18 protein-coding genes are annotated in these 22,985 nt (G+C 44.8%); 8 read left to right on the forward strand and 10 right to left on the reverse strand.

Annotation, left to right across the window (positions count from 1 at the left end):
* Positions 1-3 precede the first annotated feature (3 nt).
* Together F7D47_RS09435 and F7D47_RS09440 are read right to left on the reverse strand one after the other, a co-directional pair.
* The gene (locus F7D47_RS09435) at positions 4-1,161 is read right to left on the reverse strand and encodes an NADH:ubiquinone reductase (Na(+)-transporting) subunit B (protein ID WP_117727986.1); all 1,158 of its coding nucleotides are present in this window, start codon (positions 1,159-1,161) and stop codon (positions 4-6) included.
* Positions 1,162-1,187: 26 nt separating this feature from the next.
* Positions 1,188-2,543, reverse strand: coding sequence for a Na(+)-translocating NADH-quinone reductase subunit A (locus F7D47_RS09440; RefSeq protein ID WP_153086753.1), 1,356 nt, complete (start codon positions 2,541-2,543; stop codon positions 1,188-1,190).
* A 352-nt stretch (positions 2,544-2,895) separates the two neighbouring features.
* Here F7D47_RS09440 and F7D47_RS09445 point away from each other — a divergent pair, with 352 nt between their 5' ends.
* Positions 2,896-7,095 (forward strand): translocation/assembly module TamB domain-containing protein, encoded by a 4,200-nt coding sequence (locus F7D47_RS09445; protein ID WP_228113365.1) that lies wholly within the window; start codon positions 2,896-2,898, stop codon positions 7,093-7,095.
* Between the two features lie 430 nt (positions 7,096-7,525).
* On the opposite strand, the gene F7D47_RS09450 is transcribed toward F7D47_RS09445, so the two are convergent.
* A complete protein-coding gene (locus F7D47_RS09450) occupies positions 7,526-8,440 on the reverse strand; it encodes an Rpn family recombination-promoting nuclease/putative transposase (RefSeq protein ID WP_153086754.1) in 915 nt (304 codons plus the stop codon).
* A gap of 885 nt (positions 8,441-9,325) precedes the next feature.
* Here F7D47_RS09450 and F7D47_RS09455 point away from each other — a divergent pair.
* From F7D47_RS09455 to F7D47_RS09465, 3 genes are all read left to right on the forward strand, one after another.
* Positions 9,326-9,538: a DUF4248 domain-containing protein gene (locus tag F7D47_RS09455; RefSeq protein ID WP_153086755.1), complete on the forward strand. Its 213-nt coding sequence runs from the start codon at positions 9,326-9,328 to the stop codon at positions 9,536-9,538.
* A gap of 265 nt (positions 9,539-9,803) precedes the next feature.
* Positions 9,804-9,950: a hypothetical protein gene (locus F7D47_RS09460; RefSeq protein WP_153081600.1), complete on the forward strand. Its 147-nt coding sequence runs from the start codon at positions 9,804-9,806 to the stop codon at positions 9,948-9,950.
* A gap of 694 nt (positions 9,951-10,644) precedes the next feature.
* Positions 10,645-10,980: a hypothetical protein gene (locus F7D47_RS09465; RefSeq protein WP_153081601.1), complete on the forward strand. Its 336-nt coding sequence runs from the start codon at positions 10,645-10,647 to the stop codon at positions 10,978-10,980.
* Positions 10,981-11,189: 209 nt separating this feature from the next.
* Here F7D47_RS09465 and F7D47_RS09470 read toward each other — a convergent pair whose 3' ends face one another.
* Positions 11,190-12,338: a hypothetical protein gene (locus F7D47_RS09470; RefSeq protein WP_153086756.1), complete on the reverse strand. Its 1,149-nt coding sequence runs from the start codon at positions 12,336-12,338 to the stop codon at positions 11,190-11,192.
* Positions 12,339-12,778: 440 nt separating this feature from the next.
* Here F7D47_RS09470 and F7D47_RS09475 point away from each other — a divergent pair, with 440 nt between their 5' ends.
* The 4 genes from F7D47_RS09475 to F7D47_RS09490 all read left to right on the forward strand — a co-directional run bounded on the left by F7D47_RS09475 (position 12,779) and on the right by F7D47_RS09490 (position 16,887).
* The gene (locus F7D47_RS09475) at positions 12,779-13,471 is read left to right on the forward strand and encodes an Abi family protein (protein WP_153086757.1); all 693 of its coding nucleotides are present in this window, start codon (positions 12,779-12,781) and stop codon (positions 13,469-13,471) included.
* Positions 13,472-13,561: 90 nt separating this feature from the next.
* Positions 13,562-15,289 (forward strand): sigma-70 family RNA polymerase sigma factor, encoded by a 1,728-nt coding sequence (locus F7D47_RS09480; RefSeq protein WP_153086758.1) that lies wholly within the window; start codon positions 13,562-13,564, stop codon positions 15,287-15,289.
* Positions 15,290-15,364: 75 nt separating this feature from the next.
* Positions 15,365-16,159: a class I SAM-dependent methyltransferase gene (locus F7D47_RS09485; RefSeq protein WP_153086759.1), complete on the forward strand. Its 795-nt coding sequence runs from the start codon at positions 15,365-15,367 to the stop codon at positions 16,157-16,159.
* A gap of 38 nt (positions 16,160-16,197) precedes the next feature.
* A complete protein-coding gene (locus F7D47_RS09490) occupies positions 16,198-16,887 on the forward strand; it encodes a hypothetical protein (protein WP_153086760.1) in 690 nt (229 codons plus the stop codon).
* A gap of 55 nt (positions 16,888-16,942) precedes the next feature.
* Here F7D47_RS09490 and mobV read toward each other — a convergent pair whose 3' ends face one another.
* The 6 genes from mobV to F7D47_RS09520 form a co-directional block, all read right to left on the reverse strand.
* A complete protein-coding gene (gene mobV / locus F7D47_RS09495) occupies positions 16,943-18,298 on the reverse strand; it encodes a MobV family relaxase (protein WP_153086761.1) in 1,356 nt (451 codons plus the stop codon).
* A 189-nt stretch (positions 18,299-18,487) separates the two neighbouring features.
* Positions 18,488-19,438 carry a toprim domain-containing protein gene (locus F7D47_RS09500; RefSeq protein ID WP_153086762.1) on the reverse strand — a complete coding sequence of 317 codons (951 nt, stop codon included), beginning with the start codon at positions 19,436-19,438 and terminating at the stop codon, positions 18,488-18,490.
* Between the two features lie 276 nt (positions 19,439-19,714).
* Positions 19,715-20,974: a primase-helicase family protein gene (locus F7D47_RS09505; RefSeq protein WP_437181622.1), complete on the reverse strand. Its 1,260-nt coding sequence runs from the start codon at positions 20,972-20,974 to the stop codon at positions 19,715-19,717.
* Positions 20,975-21,207: 233 nt separating this feature from the next.
* On the reverse strand, positions 21,208-22,008 hold the full coding sequence (locus F7D47_RS09510; RefSeq protein WP_100766118.1) for a pilus assembly protein N-terminal domain-containing protein: 801 nt from the start codon (positions 22,006-22,008) through the stop codon (positions 21,208-21,210).
* Positions 22,009-22,217: 209 nt separating this feature from the next.
* Entirely contained in the window at positions 22,218-22,589 is a 372-nt protein-coding gene (locus F7D47_RS09515; protein ID WP_009018146.1) for a hypothetical protein, read from the reverse strand.
* The coding region (locus tag F7D47_RS09520; RefSeq protein WP_153095717.1) for a site-specific integrase at positions 22,586-22,985 on the reverse strand (400 nt) is incomplete at its 5' end. The genes F7D47_RS09515 and F7D47_RS09520, both read right to left, overlap by 4 nt.

Consider the following 22,985-nt stretch of genomic DNA (forward strand, 5'->3'; position numbering starts at 1 on the left):
ACATTATTTAATAGCACGTTTAGCACGGCGAGAGATGTTGCTCTGAACTACACAGTAGTCGATGAGTGGAGCAAACATGTTGCCGAAGAAGATAGCGAGCATCATACCCTCTGGATAACCTGGGTTCATCACGCGTACGATAACGGCGATGGCACCGATGAAGAATCCGTAGAAGTACTTACCTTTCTCTGTACGGGCAGAGGTTACAGGGTCGGTAGCCATGAACACGGCACCGAAGCAGAAACCGCCGAGAACGATGTGCTCATACCAGGCGATAGGTGTCATGCCGAGAGCCTGGAAGATAAGCGCCATCACGATGCCGCCTGCGAATACGCTGCCCATGGTCTTCCATGATGCGATGCCTGTCCAGAGAAGGATGATGGCACCGATGGCGATGGCGATGACTGAAGTCTCACCGATACAGCCAGGAATGAAACCGATGATAGAATCGCAGAGACTAGCTGAAGGCATGCTGCCCTGAGCCAGCTGACCGAGAGGAGTAGCAGCTGTGAAGCCATCAGGCAGGGTGTTACCCAGACCGAAGATAGCATCCTTAGCCACCCAGACCTTATCACCACTCATAGCCAGTGGATATGAGAAGAAGAGGAACATACGGGCACCCACAGCCACATTGAAGATGTTCATACCGGTACCACCGAAGATTTCCTTGCAGAAGATGACTGCGAAGGCGCACGCCAGGGCGAGCATCCACAGCGGTGTAGAGATAGGAATGATCAATGGGATGATGATACCACTGACGAGGTAACCCTCCTGGATTTCCTCGTGCTTCCACTGAGCCCAGGCAAACTCGATGCCGAGACCCACGATGTAGCTTACCAGCAACTTAGGGAGGACAGCCAGGAATCCGAAACCGAAGACCTCGATGAAGCTGGCAGCATCCAGTGTACCTGCAGCCTTGAAATTCTGGTATCCCACATTATACATACCGAAGAGCAAAGCAGGAATCAGGGCGATTACCACAAAGCTCATGATGCGCTTCGAGTCGATGGAATCGTGGATGCTGGCTCCGCTCTTCGCTGTCGTATTAGGCACGTACAGGAAGCTCTCAAAACCGTCAAACACGCTCTCGAAGGCATGCAGCTTACCTCCCTTCTGGAAGTTAGGCTTTATCTTATTGAGATAATTTCTTAATGCACTCATTATTTAAATAATTAATAGTACTAAAACTAAGCGTTCTCCTTGCGCAGGGTATTCAAGCCCTCGCGTACAATCTTCTGCAATTCGAGCTTAGATGAATCCACGAACTCAGCCACAGCAAAATCTTCAGGACTTACCTCGTAGATACCGAGCTGCTCCTGCTTGTCGATATCGCCGGTGATGATTGCCTTGATGAGATACTCACCATAGATATCCATCGGGAGCACCTTGTCATACTCGCCGCTCATGATCATGTGGCGCTCGCCACCCTTCACGCGGGCATCGAGATTATACTCCTTCTTCTTGCCGAAGAGCCAGGAGAGATAGGAACGCGATGTAGAGAACTGATCGGTACGTGGAAGAATCCAACCCAGCATCTCGTCGTTGTCATCACCCTCTGGGATGGCTGTAATCTCTGATGTATGACCACCTACGAAATCTTCTATGGTTGTCTTTACACCGGTAAGAGGATTACCATTGATAAGTCGCACATGGTCAGTAGCTTTCAGCTGATTGGCTACAAAACTGCTTAAAGGTGTACCTACCAATACTTCAGCATAGCCAGGAGTCTTGATTTCACTACCAGCCACAGCTACAGTCTTGTGCAGATCAACCTTACCTGTCAGGAAGAGTCTTCCGAAGAAGATAACCGATGCTGGATCTACTGTCCAAACCACCTCGCCCTTGTTTACCGGGTCGATGTTGTTCACCTGTACGCCTACATTACCTGCCGGGCAAGGACCGTCGAATACATTGAGTTCTACGTTCTTAGCCTCGCCGAGCGCATTGCTGTGCTGGTCAACGCCAACACCAAGATAAGTTTTCGCAATCTTGCTCAAGGCTGTCAAACCCGTCAGGAAAGCCTCTTCGTTGCCTTCGAGTTCTACCTCAAAGTCGGCTGCGAGCGGCATGTCGCGGAGGGCGGAAACGAAAATTGCCTTAGGCTTGGTGTCGGGAGTTGTGGACACAGCATAAGGCAACTGGTTGATGTATCCGAAGAGACCAGCCTCAAGCAGCGCCTGCTTGACAGCCTCACCGTCTAACGCATCAACGTTTTTCTTACCAAAATCCGTAGAGGTCTGTACTGCGTCGGCCTTCACCTTCACGCAGAGCACCTTTCGGCGCTCACCTCTCTCAATGGCGGTTACTTCTCCGCTCACTGGCGAGGCAAACTTCACCTCCGGGCAAGCCTTGTTCACAAACAAGGCATCTCCGGCATTGACATGATCGCCCTCGCGTACCACTACCTTAGGAGTCACACCCACGAAAGCCGCAGGAACCAGCGCATACTCGCCAGCCTGAGCCACCTGGAGCGTTACATCCTTGGAAGCCTTACCCGTAAGGTTAATGTCCAAGCCTTTACGTAACTTAATTACATTTGCCATAACTACATTAAAAAATATTAAATATAAATTTACTAATCACTTCAAGATATATGCGTCAGCGCCCTCATCAAGACGCTATACTGGCCATCTGCCATAAAACATATATTTTATCTACTTCTATGCTGAAACTTCTAACGTGCTGCAAAAATAGTGAAAAAAAGTGATATAAAAAAGAAAAATTGTGTGAATTATTCGATTTTATGCCGATTTTTCAGTAATTTTGTCGCAAAATTCAAATTAGTAACATTTTTGTAAACTAGAGAAAGCAACTCTGAAACATTTAAAACATATCATCAATAGCATTATATGGACGCTGGCTGCTGTCTATTTCTTGCTTGTCGTACTGTTGCACGTGCCACCAGTACAGGCCTTCATCGGCTCTGAAGTAGCCGGTGCGCTGGCTCAGAAATTCGGCACTCAGGTAAGTATCGGAAAGGTGAACCTGGGCTTCTTCAACCGCATTATCATAGATGATGTCATGATGCTCGACCAGAAGGGCGACAGCATGATCTGTGCTTCGCGCGTATCGGCAAAGCTCGATTTCCTGCCTTTGAAGGATGGCAAGATTTCGGTTTCATCTGCCCAGCTCTTCGGACTGAACGCCAACATCTACAAGCAGGATGCCAAGAGTCCGATGAACATCCAGTTCGTGCTCGATTCGCTGGCTTCGAAAGATACCACCCGCCATACTCCGCTCGACCTGCACATCGGAAGCCTGATTATCCGTCATGGTGCCGTTGCCTACAACCAGCGCGATATTGCACCTAAGCCGGGCGTCTTTTCGCCGCAGCATCTAGGCATCACCGACCTCTCTGCTCACATTATTCTGGGCCATCTCACCGACAAGGATATCCATCTGGCTGTCAAGAAGATAGCGCTGAAAGATAAATCAGGACTTCAACTCAGAAATCTGAGATTCAAACTCGATGCCGACCAGCAGCAAGCCCTGCTCAGAGACTTCAGCATCGAGCTCCCTCATTCGCAATTGCAGTTTGATGACCTGCGCGCTACCTACCGCATCGAGAACAAGCATCTCGTGAAGCCTACCCTCCAGTTTCAGGGCGGCATCAAACCATCCGTCATCACGCTTGCCGATATTGCCTGCTTCGTGCCTGAACTCCGCAAGTTCAAGGATGCTCTGCAGCTTCATTTCCAGTTTTCGGGCACCAGTACATCTGCCCGCATCCATAACCTCGAATTCAAGACACAGAGCGGCAGTCTGCTGCTCAGGGCTAACGGCCGTGTAAGCGATTGGGACCGCCTTCTGCGTTGGAAGGCAAACATAGCTGCCCTCAGAGTATCAGGCGATGGCATCGATGAGGTTTCCCGAAATCTGGGCAAACGCATCAGCATCCCGAAGGAAGTGCTGCGCCTGGGCGACATATATTATATAGGTGAAGTATATGGTGCTGGCAAGAAGGCAGGCACCCGCGGACAACTGAAGACCGGCGTGGGCGAAGTAGCCATCAAGGCCGAAAAGGCTGGCTCCGAACTCAAGGCTAGCATCAACACCCAGGGCATCAACCTGGGCCGAATCCTCGACAACGGGCAGTTCGGCATCCTGGCAGCATCGCTTTCGGCTCACGGCAACAAGCAGCATTTCTATGCCAAGGGCAGCATTCCGCGCTTCGATTTCAACAAGTACAGCTACCGCAACATTCAGATAGACGGCAGCTATAACCGGGGATTGCTCGAGGGACTCGCATCCATCGCCGACCCAAACGCCAACATCCAGGTAGAAGGCTCCTACTCCATCCCCCGCAAGCAGTATGCCGCAACAGCCCATGTACAGCATCTGCTGCCAACCATCCTGGGACTGAAGGTAGCCGACAAGACCTACAGTCTCGATGACATCACCGTAAGCGCCAAGAACCAGGGCAAGGACAGCTATTTCGACCTCGAAGCCCCGTTCGCCAGCATCCATGTTAACGGAGAGTACGATTACGCTACCCTCACCAAGAGCTTCACCAACCTGGTAGCCAGCAAACTGCCTACCCTTCCGGGCATCGGCAAGGTAGACAGGAGTGCGAAGAACCATTTCACCTTCCAGGCAGAAATCACCTCTACCGAGATACTGCAGCGCATGCTGGGCATTCCGCTGAAGATAGAGCAGCCCGTCTTTGCCGATGGATTCATGAACGATGCCGAGAAAACCGTCAACATCTATGCCAGCGTGCCTGACTTCAGCTATGACGCAAAAGACTATCATGGAGCCAAAGTGCGACTGCATACCATCAACGATTCGCTCAAGATAGATGCGCAGATCAGGCAGGGCAAATGGGGAGATAACGGACCGGGCATCCACGTAAAGGCAGCCGCTGCCGACAACCAGCTCTTCGCCAAGCTCTTCTACAACAACCATTCGGCTAAGCTCCCTATCCAGGGCATCATCGATACGAGGGCGCAGTTCTTCAAGAACGAAAATCATGTTTCTACCGCCCACGTAACCATACACCCGTCTGAAATCAGAATCGACGGCACGCCGTGGGAGGTTCATCCTGCCGACATCATCTACAGCAAGAACCGCCTGCTGGTAGACCATTTCGCCGTGAGCCACGACCAGCAGCACGTCATCGTTTCCGGTCTTGCTACACCCGAGAAGACCGATTCTATCGTAGCCGACCTGAAGGATGTAGATGTGGCATACGTGCTGAACCTCGTCAATTTCCATTCGGTAGATTTCACCGGCAAGGCTTCGGGCAAGGCTATCATCAAGAGCCTCTTCAACGACCCTGATGCCTACGCCCAGCTAGACGTGAAGGAGTTTACCTTCGAAAACGGACCGCTCGGTGTGCTCCATGCTGGTGTCAACTTCAACAAGGAGCTCGAACAGATTGATATTCATGCAGTTGCCGACGATGGTCCGGAGCACCAGACGCTCATCAACGGATACGTCTCGCCTAAGCGCAACTATATCGACCTGGGTATTGATGCCCAGGGCACCAGCATGAAATTCCTCGAGAATTTCTGCGGCAGTTTCATGAACCAGGTAGAAGCCTGGGGCGATGGCCATCTCAATGTGGTGGGCGATTTGAAAAACATCAATCTCGTGGGCGATATTACCGCTCACGGCAAGGTGCACCTCAAGCAGCTCAACACCGATTATACCTTCGATGCGCTCCGTGCCCACGCTATCCCAGATGATATCCTCATTGAGAATGATACCATCTTCGACCGCAACCGCAACATAGCCATCCTGAGCGGAGGCATCCACCACAAGCACCTCACCAGGCTGAGCTACGACCTCGATATCAAGGCGCACAACTTCCTGGGCTTCGATACCCGCGAGTTTGGCGACAACACCTTCTATGGCACCATCTATGCCACGGGCGAGGTAGGCATCCACGGCAAGAGCGGCGAAACCGTCATCGATATCAACGCCGAGCCCGAACCGGGCAGCATCTTTGTATATAATGTGGCAAGTCCGGACGCCATCAGCGACAAGAGCTTTATCCACTGGCACGAGATTGTGCCGGATATCATGGACAGCCTGAACGGGGCTCCAACCACGAAACAGAGAGAGGATGACATCGATTTCGAATCGGATATGCGCATCAACTTCCTCGTAAACACCAACCAGAACCTCACGCTCAAGCTGATTATGGACGAGCAGTCGGGCGATTACATCACCCTGAACGGAGATGGCGTAATTCGCGCCAACTACTTCAACAAGGGCTCGTTCGACATGTTTGGCAACTATGTGGTAGACCACGGCACCTACAAGCTCACCATCCAGAATCTCATCAAGAAGGAGTTCGAGTTTATGCCGGGCGGCACCATCGCCTTCGGTGGCAACCCATACAACGCCCCACTCAATCTGCGGGCTAAATATACCGTAAACGGAGTGCCGCTGAGCGACCTGCGCATAGGCCGTTCGTTCTCGGGCAACAACATCCGCGTAGACTGCCTGATGGACATCACCGGCACGCCTCAATCGCCTAAGGTAGATTTCTCGATGGACCTGCCTACGGTTAACAGCGATGCGAAGCAGATGATCTACTCTATCATCAATTCGCAGGAAGAGATGAACCAGCAGGTGCTCTATCTCTTGGGCATCGGCCGGTTCTACGCCCAGACCAACAACAACCAGGTGAGCGAGGACGGTGAACAGCAGAGTCAGACTTCGCTGGCGATGCAGAGCCTGCTGAGCGGCACCATCTCGCAGCAGCTGAACACCGTACTTTCCAACGTGGTGAAGAGCAACAACTGGAATTTCGGTGCCAACATATCTACGGGCGATGAAGGTTTCAACAATGCCGAGTATGAGGGCATTCTGAGTGGCAAGCTGCTCAACAACCGGTTACTCTTCAATGGCCAGTTCGGTTATCGCGACAATCCGAATGCCACGCAGAGTTTCATCGGTGATTTTGACCTCCGCTACCTCATCTTCCCTAACGGCAACCTCGCCATACGCATGTACAATCAGACCAATGACCGCTATTTTACGCGCAACAGTCTGAACACGCAGGGTCTCGGCCTCATCATGAAGAAAGACTTCAACGGCCTCCGCGATTTCTTCGGCATCAAAAAGAAGAAGAAGAAAAAGAAATAAAAGACAAAAAGAGGGTGTGTCATAACCAGATGACTCACCCTCTTTTTTATTTTCAGATAGCAGTCGCCTAATATGAGTTCAGTTAAGATTGTGTACGAACTCGTACGCTTTTCCAAAATCAGAAAATAGAATATAGAAATTCCGATAATGTTAGAGATTGTTGAATGTTGAGTGGTCTATATGCCACGATGAAAAGGTGGCGTATAGACCCTTGATTATATGGTGATATTCGTAATCTACATCTCCGCTTTCTGTTTTTTATGAGTTGTTCTGATTCATGATGATATCTAAAGGCAGCTGGGTAGCCTTGGCAACCTGTTCGGCTGAAAGTCCCATTGCCAGCATATTCTTAGCTATTAAGCAAATTCCCCCATCCTGCTTTTGATGGCAGGATGGGGGAATTCTTATCTGTTACCTCTAAGATAATATCTTATTTCAATTTTTCTATCTGTTCCTGGGTAAGACCGGAATACTTCATAATCAGATTGATGTCAACGCCATCAGCAAGCATGTTCCTGGCAATATCAAGGCTTCGCTGGTTCATACCTTCAGCTCTACCCTTTTCCAAGCCATCCTTCATTCCCTTTTCCATACCTTCAGCTATACCTTCACGCTTGGCGGTGTCTACGGAATTCTTGATGTCGCGATATGCCATCTTGCTGGTCTCGTACTCCCTCATTTCCTGCGGAGTAAACTTGGCTATCTCGGCTTCCTCGAAGAGGCGGTCGAAGACCTTGTCGCACAACTCTTTAGGACGCTGGGTAAGTTTATAGAGGTTCTTCAGAGCATAGAGCCACTTTTCGTAGAGCGTATCCAGTTCTTCCAGGGTCTTGTCAAACTTGGCAATCTCTACATAGATATATTCGAGTTTGTCGTAAAATACTTTGTGGGTAGCTGTATCGCACAACTGCACATGATGGCGGATTTTCTCCTTGTCGAATGCATCCTCGTTCATGCTGAAGTTGAGCAGGGCAACGGTATAGACATGATTGAGTTTGAAATCCCATTCATTCCCCTTAGGTGCCTGTTCACGGATAGGGAAGGTTGAGTAGAAAAGGGCGCGATCCTTGAAATACGTCTGGTAGGCATTCTGCATTTCTACGATGAACTTCTCGCCGTTTTCGCCCTCGCAATATACATCAAAGATGGCTCTGCGGTCGGTATAGACATCTCCCACATGCTCCGGGTTCAGATACGATACGTCCTTCACAACCTGTTTGCCATTAAACAAGCTGTTGAGGAAGCAAATGAGCAAATCCTTGTTCATTGCTGTTCCAAAAATTCGCTTGAAACCGAAGTCGGTCAGCAAGCTGATGTATCTTTCTTCTACCTGTTTCATACGCATTATGTTTTTATTTGTACTGCAAAGATTATGCCAGCGAGTGCAATGAAAGCTTGCTTTCTGATTGCCGAGCGCCGCACAATCTTCTGCAAAGATACGCTGAATATTTGTAACTTCCAAATTTTTAGGGCTGTTTTTTTCATTGAGGAGTGGAAAGTCTTTTTACTTATCCCTTCAGCTCCCTTCACCACCCTTCACCCTTAACTCTCTGACCCACAAAATATTAAACAAAAAGGTGAAGGGTGAAGGTTTGAAAACTCTTTTATATATATACGCGTGAAGGGTAAGGGTAAAAACCGAAAAAAAGACCCTAGGGTCAAAAATCGCAAAATCCATAAAATAAAGAATATAATATAGAGTTTAAAATATACCCTTCACCCTTCACCTCGTCATTTTTCCGCTTTTTCTTCCGACAGGCAATACAAAACCAAACATCATCTTCAAAATACCCCCAAAAAGGGGCGCAAAAATGCTTCGTCAAAAAGTTTAACCTAGGTTATTCTTTGTGAAAAGCGAGTCCTATAGGACTCGCCGCCTAAGTAAAACATTTTGTATACCTTCGCAACATGAAAAAAAACGATAAAACCAGATACTGGTATTACTGCGATGAAGTGGACAAGAGAACGGCAGAGGACATCAAGCACCGGCTGCCCTGCATCACACACCCAGCGTGCAGCTCAAGGGAAACTCCAAGAAACTGACTGACTTCAGGAAGGAAACCTATTGGCTGATGCCGATACGCCGCCCGAGGATCTCCCATTTTAGGAAATTCTGCTTCGGAGATATTTTTTTATCTTTCGGAGATATTTCCGTATCTTTCGGAGAGATTTTATTCTACCAGGCAGAAGAAAGAAGCAACTGACAAAAACAGACTAAAAAGAACAAATTATGATAGGAGACAGAAGTTACGGGAAGGCAGAGCTCGCCATGCTCTACTTTTCCACCGCTACCCCCAGGGTAGCGCTCAACCGGCTGGTGAGATGGATCAACCGGTGTCCCGAGCTCAAGCAGAGCCTCTGTTCGGGCTACGCCGGCAAGTTTTCCCACTTCTACACCCGGCAACAAGTAGCAGAAATCATCGAATTTCTGGATGAACCATAAAAAAAAACACCCTGGAAGGGAATGCATACAACACACTATGCATATCCCTTCCAGGGTGAATTTAATAAAACTACAATCACAGCAATAAAACTATTAATTTTACGTTCTTTTCAAAGAAAGGGGTTGTGCAATAGTGGCTTAAAGGCTAAAAGCACTACCTTTGAATGCTGTTAAATATGGTAATGTTCAAAGTCACAATTTGTGATTTTGGAAAAATGAATATAAATATGACAGATAAAATAGAAAAAAGGAGGCAACCTTTGCTGTGCCGTACAATGGCGAGGACAACAACGACTATGTGGACGGCGAGGTGGTGCAGCACATTGAGTATGTTCCTTTCGGTGAGGTTTTCGTTGAGGAGCGCAACAACATTTGGAATACGCCTTATCTTTTCAATGCGAAGGAATTATAGTTATAGAAAAAAAAGAGCAAGAAAATAACAAAAGTCAGAATAAAAATGAATAATGTATGGTACATTTATTGTGGGGGTGTGTACTTCTTATTAGTTGTACATTTATTCTCTTTCTCCTAAAAAAAAGTAGAAATAGAAAAGTATTTTGGTATATTTGCCATGTATGGATTTTGTGTGGTATAACATTGGGGATATTGAACATTGTGTTTCAGAAATATGATGCCTATACTTCAATATACTTAGGTATTATCTGCTCTTGCTACACCTATTATGATAACAAACAGAATCCAGTTTCAAAGAGAACTAATGCCTATATATCATCACTTCAAGGATACGTAGCAGGTATCGGTTTTCTCTTATATGGTTTATTAAGTTTGTAGAACATAATGTTATGCCTATTCCAAATGGCATATTGTGTAAAATTGGGGCTGATTTCACTTTAGGGAGTCAGCCCTTTTTGTTTTTGACAGTATTAAAAAATCAACACAAAGTTTATGCAAAAAAACAAGTAAAGACTTGGGCGGAAAAGCATATTTTACTTGAACATGGGTGTCGCCAAATAGTCCCTGCTTGGTGAGACAATGGAAAAACATTGATAGACATATTATTGTGCGTTTTCTGATTAATACTACAATTCTATGCAATAAATTCAATATCCAGTCGTTCTTTATTTATAACATAAAAGCAAAACAATATGAACTATATTTGTCTTTGGGGAATATTAGCGTCTATAACAGGAATTGCAATAATGTTTTCTGTTATTAAGCACAAAAAGTCGGTAAGTGCCATAAAAAATGGCACTTACTTGATTTTTTCAATTTTGATGATATGCTTAGGAATAACAACCATCTTATTTAAAAGATATGATAGTATTTGTGCAATATCCTTTGGTATTACATTCCTAAATATCACATACAAAGACAGGCGTAATTACCCACCGAGTTTTACAATAAGCTATATTGATTATCTTAAAGGATATTTTGTTGGTTTGGGGTCTATAATGTATGGTTTGTTTAGAATTTTTGAATAAATAATCAAAAGTGTAATATGTTGTGACTTATAAAAAACGTGAGTAGCAAAAACGCTATCAACGTTTTTTATAAGTCGCATATTTTTTACTTTTTCAACACATAATATTTTGCAGTCTCACCCTTTGGCTCATTACCAACAGAGTCTGTTAATACAATAAAGTTTGCATCCTTCACCTTGTATTCAATCTGTACAGGTCGAAATAGTTCATCATTTCTCGCGCTGTGCGAATCGGCAAGCCTCGATGAGTTTTTGCTTCAGCTTGCCACGGCCAGCCATCACTGTTTCATTTTGCTTCAACACGCTGCTAGGCCAGCCATCCTCGAAGCAGGTCACACTGAGATACTCCGAGGTCTGGGCATCTTGGTCAACTGCCTTTTCTATCTCCTTCTTAAACGCGTCGTCCAAGTCCTTGATGTCGCCATCATGATCCTTGCCGTCCTCGGTCTTCTTGCCCTTCAGTCCTTCCGTGATGGCACCCATCAGTCCGCCCATCACCTCCTTCACGGTCTCCTTTGGTATCACGCTGACCACCTCGCAGGAGATTGTGTAGTTGCCACTCTTCTCTAGGCTGGCATTGATATAAGTGTCGTTGGCGTAGCTATCCTTGGTGGCATCCTCGTGCTCGTGATGCTCGCCCACGGCATATTGGCTTCCGTGGTAGGCGAAGAGCAGTTTCAGCTCCTCCAGGTAGTCCTCCACAAGCTCGTCGGTGTTAGCCTGGTTGCCTATCTTCATGAAGTCAAGACCTATCGCCTTCTTCATTGCCTGCATGATGGGCATGGAGGCGATGTCCTTCATGCTCGCCTTGAAGAGAGCCTTTGCCTGCTTCTTGATTTGCGAGAGATTGGTAATCTTGGTGATGCGACCGTATTCATCGGTCTCAAAGTTGATGGTGCTGCCTATCACGCTCTTGGCGGTGCGCTCCGCTATCATGGCCATCATCTTGTCCCGGAAGTTGTCGCCCACCGAATCGGCCTTTACGTCCAGGAAGGTGTAGCTCATCTTATAGCCCTTGCTGGTGGAATCGTTTACCACAAGGCGCACCTGGGTGGATACGCCGAGCGTCTTCACCGTGTCCTTGCCGTCCACCTTCCACTCATTCTCATATATCCAGTATTCGCAGGTGTCACCCTTGCAGAAGTAGGCCACCACATTCACCACCGAGTCTTCGCCAGCTGTGTCCACTTCCAACGTGTCGGAGTTGTTCGATAGCCATTGACTATCAGTGATTTTCTTGGCAATCGATACCGTGTCCTCTACCTTAGGTGACATTTCTCCGCCCTTCACGATGCCGTGGTTGGCGAGCAGTCCGCAAGCTATCATGCAGCTCATCACTATCAACGAGATTTTCTTCATAAGTTTATTTTTTATGTTGTTTATTCTTCAAGTTTTTATTTCTCGCTGCAAATTTACGATTTTTTTTCAAAAAATTACGCTAAAATCTGCTGAATAGCTTAGAATGAGCGATTTATGAGTGTTTCACCTCAATGGAGGTAATGATTTAGCAACGGTTTTAATTTCTGCAATCTGCATACGTTTGCTTACCTAACAACTCTTATTAACTGCAAAATTACAACAATAACACGAAACCGCAAGGGATTTTTGCAACTTTTACAGTTAAATTTCTGTAATTATATAATGTGGCATAATCGTAATCACAGAAAAAAATGTATTTTTGTAGGCAAGAATCATATAAAAACAAGACCCGATAGCTTGACGAATCAGAGGCTACCGGGAATCAACGCTACAAAGATAGTGTTTTTTCTTGTTACAACCAAGTAAATGGACGATTTTTTATGGAATATTTAGAATTTGAGCGAATCTTATCTGCCAAACGAATGCAGAGATATAAGGATGCTGCGAATGGTGACACTCGCAAGGCTATGGCTTTGTATCGCTACAACTTACGTTTGTCGCAGGAGATGTTTACGATAGTTAGCTGCTTTGAAGTGGCATTGCGTAATGCGATTGATAGTCTTTTGGTGCCGACCTTGGGAGAGAATTGGCTGAAAGATTCTGTTCAAGACAATGGAATATTCTCCAATGGACGCATGAACGAGACAAGGAAAATCATAGAAAAGGCATACAACCGATTTAATAGACAAGGCATATACTCTCATTCCAAACTGATTGCAGAAATGGAATTTGGTGTTTGGAAATATATGTATTCCTCACTACAATATCGTGTGACAGGACAATGTCTGCTAAGGGCATTCCCTAACAAACCTCGTTCGTCAGCTGCGATTCAATACAACAACACATACATATTCAACGAACTTGACAAGGTGAATAGTTTGAGAAACAGAATTGCGCACCATGAACCCATCTGTTTCAGACTTCATGCATCGGAAATAGACACAAGTTATATCGTCAATGAATACCAGAAAATTCAGACTTTATTCTCTTGGATGGGAATAGATTCTCGTTCAATGTTGTATGGGCTCGACCATGTGCAGAGTGTCTGTTCCAAAATCAATGCCTTAAAGTAAGGTACATTTATATTCTTTAACAAAATTTCGTGCAGTCATCAAGCAGTTGGTGTATCTATACCAAAATAGATAGTACGAAACAATTCGCTCATGGCTTCAAATATAACAACATTAGTAGAAAAAGCAAAACAAGGTGACGCTGACGCTTTCAGCACATTATACCAAATGTATTATCCTAAGATGAAAGGGATATGCATCAATATTCTTAGAGAGGACAAGGCTGTCGTTGACGACCTTGTCCAAGATGCTTTTATACTTGCGCTTGTTTCATTAAAAGACTTGAAGAATACTCATAGGTTTAGTCAATGGCTTACAAGTATCACTACTAACCTTGTATTGAAATATCAGGAGAAAGGTAAGAGATACGATTTCATTTCCTTGTCTGAAATAGAGGATGAATTTAGTTCCGTATTGGAAGATGACAACACTTCCAGGCAATCAATTTCGTATGAGGAAATAATGTCAGCTATAGACAGTTTGCCTGAAGGGTATAAGAAAATATTCAATATGTCTGTTTTGGATGGCTTGTCCCATCAAGAAATCAGCGAATTACTTGATATTGCTCCACATAGTTCTTCCTCACAATTGTCAAGGGCAAAGGCTATGCTGCGAAACATATTGTCTCCAAGAGCTATGCTTATCATCGTATTGGCGTTGATAGTCATCCCAGTATATAGATATTTTACAGCAAAGAAGAAACTCGTTTCTGAAAATGATGTGAATATAGTTCGAACTCGAAAGTCTAATGAAGACATTACGCCTATACAAAAGAAGCCTAATGTTTCTGTTAGTAGAACGCAAAACGCTGTTTTGTGCTCTAATCATCGAAGTGTTCAACAGGGAAAGAACATTGTAATAACTGTTGGTGATTCGATTAAGACAGGTCAAAATGTAATACTCGAAATATCCGACTCTTTGCAGGAGAACCAATATGTTTTGGCTGATAACAAGCGAGATAGTATCATCAAAAAAGATTCTGTCTATACACCTATTCCAAACGAGGAAAGATGGATTGCGGATGATACAAGGACCCACAAGAAAAGTAAATGGCAATTACTCGCAGCTGGTTCTTTGGGTACTACTCTTGCGCAAAATGTTTATAAGATTATAACAAGTAGCAATAACAATATTGGAAGTTCGCAACCTTCTGGACCAGACCAACCAACGACACCCGACCAACCATCAGAAAAGAGTTTTACGACTTGGGAAGAATATGCAGAATATCTTCATCGCTTAACTCCAACTGACCCAACGGCGGAAAATGTTGCCATGATGGATATTGCCGATAACAATAAGGGAAAAATAGAAGAGTATGAACATCATGACAAACCAATAACTTTAGGATTGGCAGTGAATAAGAACATAGGAAAGCATTGGAGTTTAGAAACTGGGCTTCAATACTCTTACTTGAAGTCATACTTCACTCTTGGTACTGGCAATTACCGTGTTGACAAGGAACAAAAGTTGCATTACATAGGTATCCCTATCAAGCTCTCGTACCAATTCATGGCGTACAAGAGACTGTCGGCTTACGGTTCTGCAGGAGCAAGCATTCAGATACCATTGTCTGGAAAGACTTATGCTGATTATGTAATAGGAGGAAAGTCTGGCTATACAACGGATTGGAAGACAATACCTTCTATACAGTGGACTGTAAACACTAACATCGGAATACAATATCAATTTGCACCAAAGTTGACATTGTTTGTTGAGCCAACGCTGAATTGGTACATTCCGAATGGAAGCGAAGTCAAGAACACTTGGACAGAACGTCCATTTACATTGACTGTGCCTTTCGGTATTAGGCTCTCTTGGTAAGAAAGTATCATTTTGCATGCAGTCTTTATGGATGATCTGTATCTATATATACAGAAAAGTCAAAAAATAAGATACATGCAAAAAAGACATACAGATAGAAAGATGTATTTCTGTGACTTGGAGATAACATCTAAGGAGTTTTACATCAACTACTTGTCAGATTTTACGGAACTGACACCAAAGAGTAGAATTTTGGAGGTAGGCTGTGGTGAAGGAGGAAACTTAGTTCCCTTTGCACAGTTGGGCTGCAGAGTGACAGGTATAGATATTGCCGAATGCAGAATTAAAGATGCCAAAGCATACTTTTCTGAAATCAGCAATCATGCCACATTTGTATGCAGTGATTTCATGCAATATCCTGTTCCATGTAATGAAGAGGATAAATATGACGTAATACTATTACATGATGTGATAGAACACGTTCCGACAAAAGAGCCATTTCTTGCACACCTAAGAAAGTTTATGAAACCAAAAGGCGTACTGTTTGTCGGATTCCCCGCATGGCAAATGCCTTTTGGAGGACATCAACAGATTTGCAGAAGCAAACTTTGTTCACATCTGCCATTCATTCACTTGCTGCCGAACCCTTTATACAAGTTGTTGCTAAAAACATGCAATGAAGAGAACGGAACTAAGAATGAACTTATGAGCATAAAAGAATGCCGAACAAGCATTGAGTTGTTCGAAAGTCTTATACACAAATGTGGGTTCGTTGTAGCTGACCAAAAACTTTGGTTCATCAACCCTCATTACAAACAGAAGTTCCACCTTACCCCAAGGCTCTTGCCACATTGGGTATGGAGAGTGAAGTATATCAGAAATTTCTTCACCACTTCATGTTGGTATGTATTAGGCTTAGGCAATAAATAGAAGTTATGCTCGTTAGACAAATATAAAATTATGGAACAATGAAGAATATATACTTAACTCTATTAGGAGCATTCTTTACCATGCTCCCTTGTAAGTCACAAACGTTGTCTGATGGCAAGGTTTGGAATTTTGTGCAAAGAATGTATGAGCATGAAGACATCGAAAGAGCGTACACAGTTACTGTTTGTGGAGATACTATAGCCAACGGACTATTGTGCAAAAAACTTGTAAAGGTTTACCAAGACACTCCCAATATACAAACAGCCTATGCTGTATTTGAAAAGGATTCTAAAGTATATGGCGTATATGGCGAACAAACCAAATTACTTCTGGATTTCAACTTGGCTGTTGGAGATAAAGCCAATGAAGTTGGTACTGTCATTTCGGTTGACTACATAGCTATTGACAATGTGCAACATAAACGAATTACTATTGACTATGGTACTTACAATTACCAAAGTTATCTCGTAGAGGGTGTAGGATTGAGTAGCACAAAATATTCCGCCAATGAACTAAACTCTTATTATGAAGTTTTAGTCTCTGTTTATGAGAATGGAAAATGTATCTTTAAGAATAGTGATTTCACGAAACAAACAACAGGGATAGAGCGTACTCCACAAATAGAAGAAAAAAGCAACTCTACGTTGTATGACCTTTTTGGAAGACAAGTTCTTGTACCTCAAAAAGGACATATTTATATAAAGGGGAACAAGAAAGTTATACTGTAAAAGTATAAGATTATAAAAAATCCATGAGGGTGCTAAGCATACCCTCATGGATTTTTTATAATCTTATACCTTTACGTTGTGGGGATAGATGTAACTTTAGGTTATTCCATTGTTCCTTGAACCATTCGACAACAGGTTGTCTATTGATATACAAAAACAGTTGGTTCGGCTTGGTAGAATCAGAAAACACCTTGATTTCCGCATTCTCCACATTGAACTTTCTTCTGTGCTCCTCGGAATAGAGTGAACCGCTAAAGTTTAACGCCTTACCTGTAAGGAGTACTCCGATTTGCTCGATGGTGAAGCCTATCTTCCTGCACAGGTCTTCCATTTGCAAGCGTGCTTCCAACATAGGGAACCAACGCTTGGCTTTGCGGATGATGTCGTTGAGCATCGTTACCTCCGTGGAGTGCTTGCTCTCCAAATTCGCAACCTCCGATTGGTGCTTCCGCTGCATCTCGTCAAGCTGTTTGCTGTGACTGTCCTCCATTTGCTGCACCTTCTCATGGAGTTCGTCAATGTATTGCTCTCGGTCAGTCACAAGCTCGCACAACTTTCGGTTGTGTTGCTCCACCTCCTTCAATTTTCCACTGCCCAAAAGAGAACCAATCTTCGACACAAAGGCAGCCTTTGCTTCCGTCTTGGCAGCCTGTAGCTTCTCCGTGTTGATTTCACTCTTGGTCTGTTTGAGCAGTCGCTCCGCTTCCTCCACATCGGATTGCAACAGTTTCATGCAGTTTTGAAGTCTCTCCGTCTCTCGCTTGATGTTACGATAATACTGTGCCGTGGTGGTATGCCTCGCATCCGATCCACGGACACCTCGCTTCAAGCCATACTTGCCCATGGCTTCCGCATAGCTGTCGTGATAGCCAATCATTTTGTCACGGTTGAGCACATCATCGGCACACAACCTCACGGCATTGGCTTTCTTGCGGTATGTCCGCTTGCCTTCTTCCGCTGTCTTGTTCTTCGCCTTTCTCCGCTCGCCTGTCACTATCGGAACGATGGAGGCGTGGAGGTGCGGCGTGTGCTCGTCCATGTGGAGAACCACCGAAACGACATTCTCCTTGCCGAATGTGTCCTGCAACCACTTCAAGCTGTCGTTGCACCAATCGTCAAGCTGACCATTGGCTGCGATGTTCATCATGTCCTCGTGCGTTCCAGAAAGAACTGTTCTTATCACCCTCACCTGGTCGTTGGTTATCTTGCGCTTGATGCCTGCCGTCTTGATGCGGTGGGCGATGGCTTCGTCACGACCATACACACCGCTCGGCATCTTAACAAGCTCACGGTTGAGGTGAGTTCTTGTTGGGTCGGCATTGTCTGGTATCACCTTGCGCTCTATGTGGTCTGACTCCCTTGCGTCAGAGCTGCCCTTTGCCTTCTTGAAATCCAAACTGAAATGTCCCATAATAAACTTGTTTTTGAGTTGTACAAATCCGCTTGCCGCATTGCGCCCTGCGCATGGCTCACGGGGTTTCAAAAGGGGATACCCCTTTGCTCAATGGGCGTTTTTAGCGGTGGCGTGCCACTGCGTCAAGAAAACGCCCTATTGAGCTATGGCTTTTCCGTTCAGAATAGCCATTGGAGCAGGAACCGCCTACATGCCCAAGGCTGCGCCTCTCTTCCAAGGTGGAACAGTCCGCTTAACAGGCTGTACTTGGTGTACCGACTGTTTGGATTTCACTCTGCACAGATAGTCGTTCAAGTCGTTGTACTCACTGTACAAGTGGGAGGCATCCCTCACACGATAGCCGAGGGCAGTCTCGATGGCATGCGTTGCCTTCCGCCCTGCTTCATCGTTGTCGAGCAGACAACTGATGCGCTCGTAGCCATGGAGTGCATCAATTGCTTTGTCCACGTTGCTTGTGGAGTTGAGTATCACATAATCCTGCGCATCCAATGACGGACAAGCAGGAAACTTCTCCAAGCGTAACGAGAGAAAAGAAAGATAATCCATCATGCCCTCGAAAACATAGCAAGCGTATCTTGGCTCGCCTTGATGTCGGATATGGGTGATGTCCTTGGGGGACATACACCCCTTGAAGAATCGGTTGCGCACCTCGTAACCGCCCGACTTGTTCTTGAAGCCGATGGCAAAGTAGTTCTTGCCATCATGTGAGAAATGAAGTTCGACACATTCCTTTCGGGCGATGCGCAGGTCAATATTCCGCTCGCTTAGATAGCGCAGGAGTGCAGGATGGTTGAGTTCCCTAACCTCCAATATCTCAAAACTCGGCTCGGAGGCTTGCTGAGGGAAAGAAAAGTCGGTCGGGTGCACATGGGGTGCTTGCTTCTCCAACTTGTCCAAGAGATATGGCAAGCTGTCTGATGCGTAGAGGTATGACGCAAGGGTGATGATGTTGCCGCCCTTGCCCATTCCGAAGTCGAACCAACTGTTCATCGTGGTGTTCACCTTAAAAGATGCCTCGCTTTCGTTTCTCAGCGGTGACTTGTACCAAAGGTTTGCACCCTGCTGCTTGACAGGGCGGTGTCCCAAACTTTGCAGATAGTCTGCAATCTTGATTTGCTTTGCTTCTTGAATGTTCATGTCTTTCTGTGGATTAAGTGGTGTATATATTTCTGATGAATTGTTGAAAATAGTATGTATTGATATGATAACCAAAGGCTTATCTTCTCAACAAACTCTCAACAAATGGTTCTTTTCAACAAAATCACTGGGCAAAAGAGAAAGACAGGCATTAGCTGTCATGTTTTCTCTTTTCAACAGTCTCTTTCTTTTGTTGAGAGATTTGTTGAGAAAATATTGAGCCTTAAATACTTGATATTCAACACTTTTTTCATCATATTCAACAATTCAACAAAATTATATGCTATTTAGCTTGTCACTCGTTACAGTGTAGAACCTGCCCACACGTTTTGTTGGCGAGTAGTGACCGCTGTTGTTGTAGTTGTACTCGTATGAGGTGTAGGTGAGGGCGTTCTCTGAAGGTTGCAGCTTCCAACAGTCCTGCACTATCTTTCGCACAAGGTGCTTCTCCGCTTTCACGTGGTTGCATTGCAACAAGGCGATTGCGTCATTGAGGCAGAATTGCAAACTGTCGGTTTGGGTGTTCTCCATGACCTCAAGGAACAGCTCCGACATTTCCACTTCAAGCCTGTTGCGGTTGCAGCGTATGATTCTTCTCAGTGCATCGGTAGCTATCTGTTCAGGAGCGAACCACATACGGCTCTTGTGCTCGGTGGACAGCGTTCTGCCTTGCAAATGGAACAGAAAAGCAGGTATCTCAGCCTTTAGTTTCTCCAAGAAGTTGGTATCATCCGCTTGCAGCGATGAAATCTTCCTCACCCAATATCGGGTCTCTCCCTCGTCAATGATGACAGGCAAGGACTCGTTGTTGGAACATAACACGAACTTGGCAAAGAAAGAAATCTCATTTCTGTCCTTGCCCTTGGCTTCCACCTTGTACGAGAGGGTGGTGCTGAGGTTCTTCAACCGCTCGGAATCCTCCCTGCGACTGAGCAACACCTCGTCCACGACAATTAGCAGCTTGCCAGCCCAATCGGAATTGAACTGACTGCGGAAGTCCTCGTTGGTGTTGAATGTCACGTTGTCTTGGAACAACGCTTTCAGAAAGTTCAAGAATGTGGTCTTGCCAGTGTTTCTTTCCTCTGATACAAGCAACAGAATGGGCAACTTTTGCACAGGTTTGAGATAGAGTAGTTGCAGGTAGTCCATGCCAAGCTCGTATTGCTCACCAAAGATGTGACTTACCAACTTCTTGATGTTCGGAAAGTCCCCTTGCATTGGCTTGTGACCTATCGGCTCGTATAGATTGAGGAAACCATCTATCACCGTGCGATGGTTTACATGTTCTGGAACGGTACAGAAGCCGTCATACTTGTGAACGTACTTGATGAACTCCTTGCCGTAGTCCTGACGCAAGGTTTCCATGTTCCAAGGAATGCGCTTTCTTACCTTTCCACCACTGATGTTAGGTTGGTCAACCACCTTGTACAAGGTAGTGCCAACACGAATGAACACCTCGTTTGGCGGAGGTGCTGCCTGTGGCTGTTTTCTTTCCACAGCTACAGGTTGTTTGTTGTCGTTTGTCTTGCTCATAATCTAACCTTTGTGAGTTGATAAAATTAAAGTTGCAAAGGTAAGGGTGGAAAATCAAAACGCAAAACACAAACTTGCGCAGAATGGAGAAGTTTGCACCGGCAATGTTAAAAGACTGGAAATCAAGGTGCTTGATGTAGGCTTTCGGGATAAAATAAAACGAAAAAAATCCCAAAGAAAGGCTTCCTTGTAAACCTTCCCTCGGGATGAACAAAAAGTAATTTTACATTATACTTTTACTTGTCTGGTTCTAATTCTTCTACTGCATAAATGGCATGTAGTTCAACTTTCTTAATCTTAGGATATGCCGTTTTATAATAATCTGTCACATCTTTGACTATACTTTCTTGGTCATAGTAAAATGTAGCCAAAACGACTTCCGTATAATTACCAATAGGTAATAAATGCCAAACTTCGGAGTTATCGGCATTTGGCTGAATCTTAAGAATTCCATCCATGCGGACATTTCCTTTATCATCTGTAATGGTTAGTCTCTTGGTTACATAAGAGCCGAAAGGAATATAATCACGAGTACGTATTGTATAATATTTATTGTATGAGTCTTTCTCTATGGCATCAGCTGCAATAGTTGCAGAATCCTCAGAAGAAACACCTTCAACAAAACATTTTCTATCTACCACATACATTGTTCTACTAAGTTCCCAAAGAGCCGTCCAATCTTTTACTTCAACCTTTAATACAGCAGTATTTCCATCGGAATCGGTTATGGTGATAGTGGTATTTCCTACAGAAACACCACTTACATAGATTTCTTTCTCTGCTTCATTTGTTGAGCACGAGACTTTGGCTATACTTTCATCGGAAGATGTTGCTGATATTTTGCCTTTAGCTCCATTTACATTAACTTTGCTGCTACTTTCCGTATAGGTGGTAAGAGAGGTAATCACAATCTTTTTACCAGTATTTATGTCACCAATGATTTCGTCTTGTGTGAGTTGAATACCAGAGTCATCATCACCGCAGCTTGCCAAAGATAGCAAAGCGGTTAATGCAATAAGAATCATTTTAATTTTCATACATTTCTTCAATATTAAAGGGTTACACTTATATCTAATAAACGCAGACCGTATCAAAAACTTGCATGAGATTTCATATTTTTCTTCATGTGCAATATAAATCACCCTATCAAGAATTTTGTGAATCAATAAATCTATACGACAGTAAATCAGTAAATCAATAAGTCAATACGACAGTGAATATCCAAGCGTCAAAGATGCGACCATTCTCAACTAAAAGCATTTGTCCCTCCGTAGAGTTGCAGGACAATGGCTGTTTTCTCTTTTGCTCCGTACAACCTCTTGAAGATGGCATCACGAAGTTGCGCTGCACCATTAGAGGTGAGACGGAAGCAAATGGCAACAACCATAGGGAATCCATACAATGTTTGCCAAATACCTTTGGAAAGTTCTTGCCTCTGTTGGACTTCCGACATCAACAACATACCTTCTTTATATATGGCTCGTATCACAGAGTTGAGTTTCGGGGCGGTAACATGAAGCATATCCACCAACTCGCCCTCACTCATCCACAAGTTCTCCAAGTTGGACGGAATGGATAACATTCCATTTCCGCCCACGGTGATTACAGTCCTTTTCATGCCATTCCTCCCATAACTGGCAAATGCCCCTTGATTCGACTTTCAAAGACTGCTATGTCATGGTCAAGCTTGGTGCTTGTCACCTTAGCGTATATCTGCGTTGTGGTGATGTTCGTGTGACCAAGAATCTTACTCACACTTTCTATCGGCATACCATACTCCAAGGCTAAAACAGCCCAAGAGTGGCGAGACACATGAAAAGAGACACGCTTTTTGATACCACACATTACCGCTACTTTCTTGATGCGTTTGTTGATGCTGTCAAGATTGCCGATGTTGAACAAATGACTGCCCTTTCTGAAAGATTTGTATCGCTCAACAATCTGCATGGGAATATCCATCAGCTTGATTTGGAACGGTACGCCTGTCTTCTGACGCTTGGACACTATCCAAGGA

The organism is Segatella copri (genome assembly GCF_009494835.1).
In the GTDB taxonomy this organism is placed as follows: domain Bacteria; phylum Bacteroidota; class Bacteroidia; order Bacteroidales; family Bacteroidaceae; genus Prevotella; species Prevotella copri_F.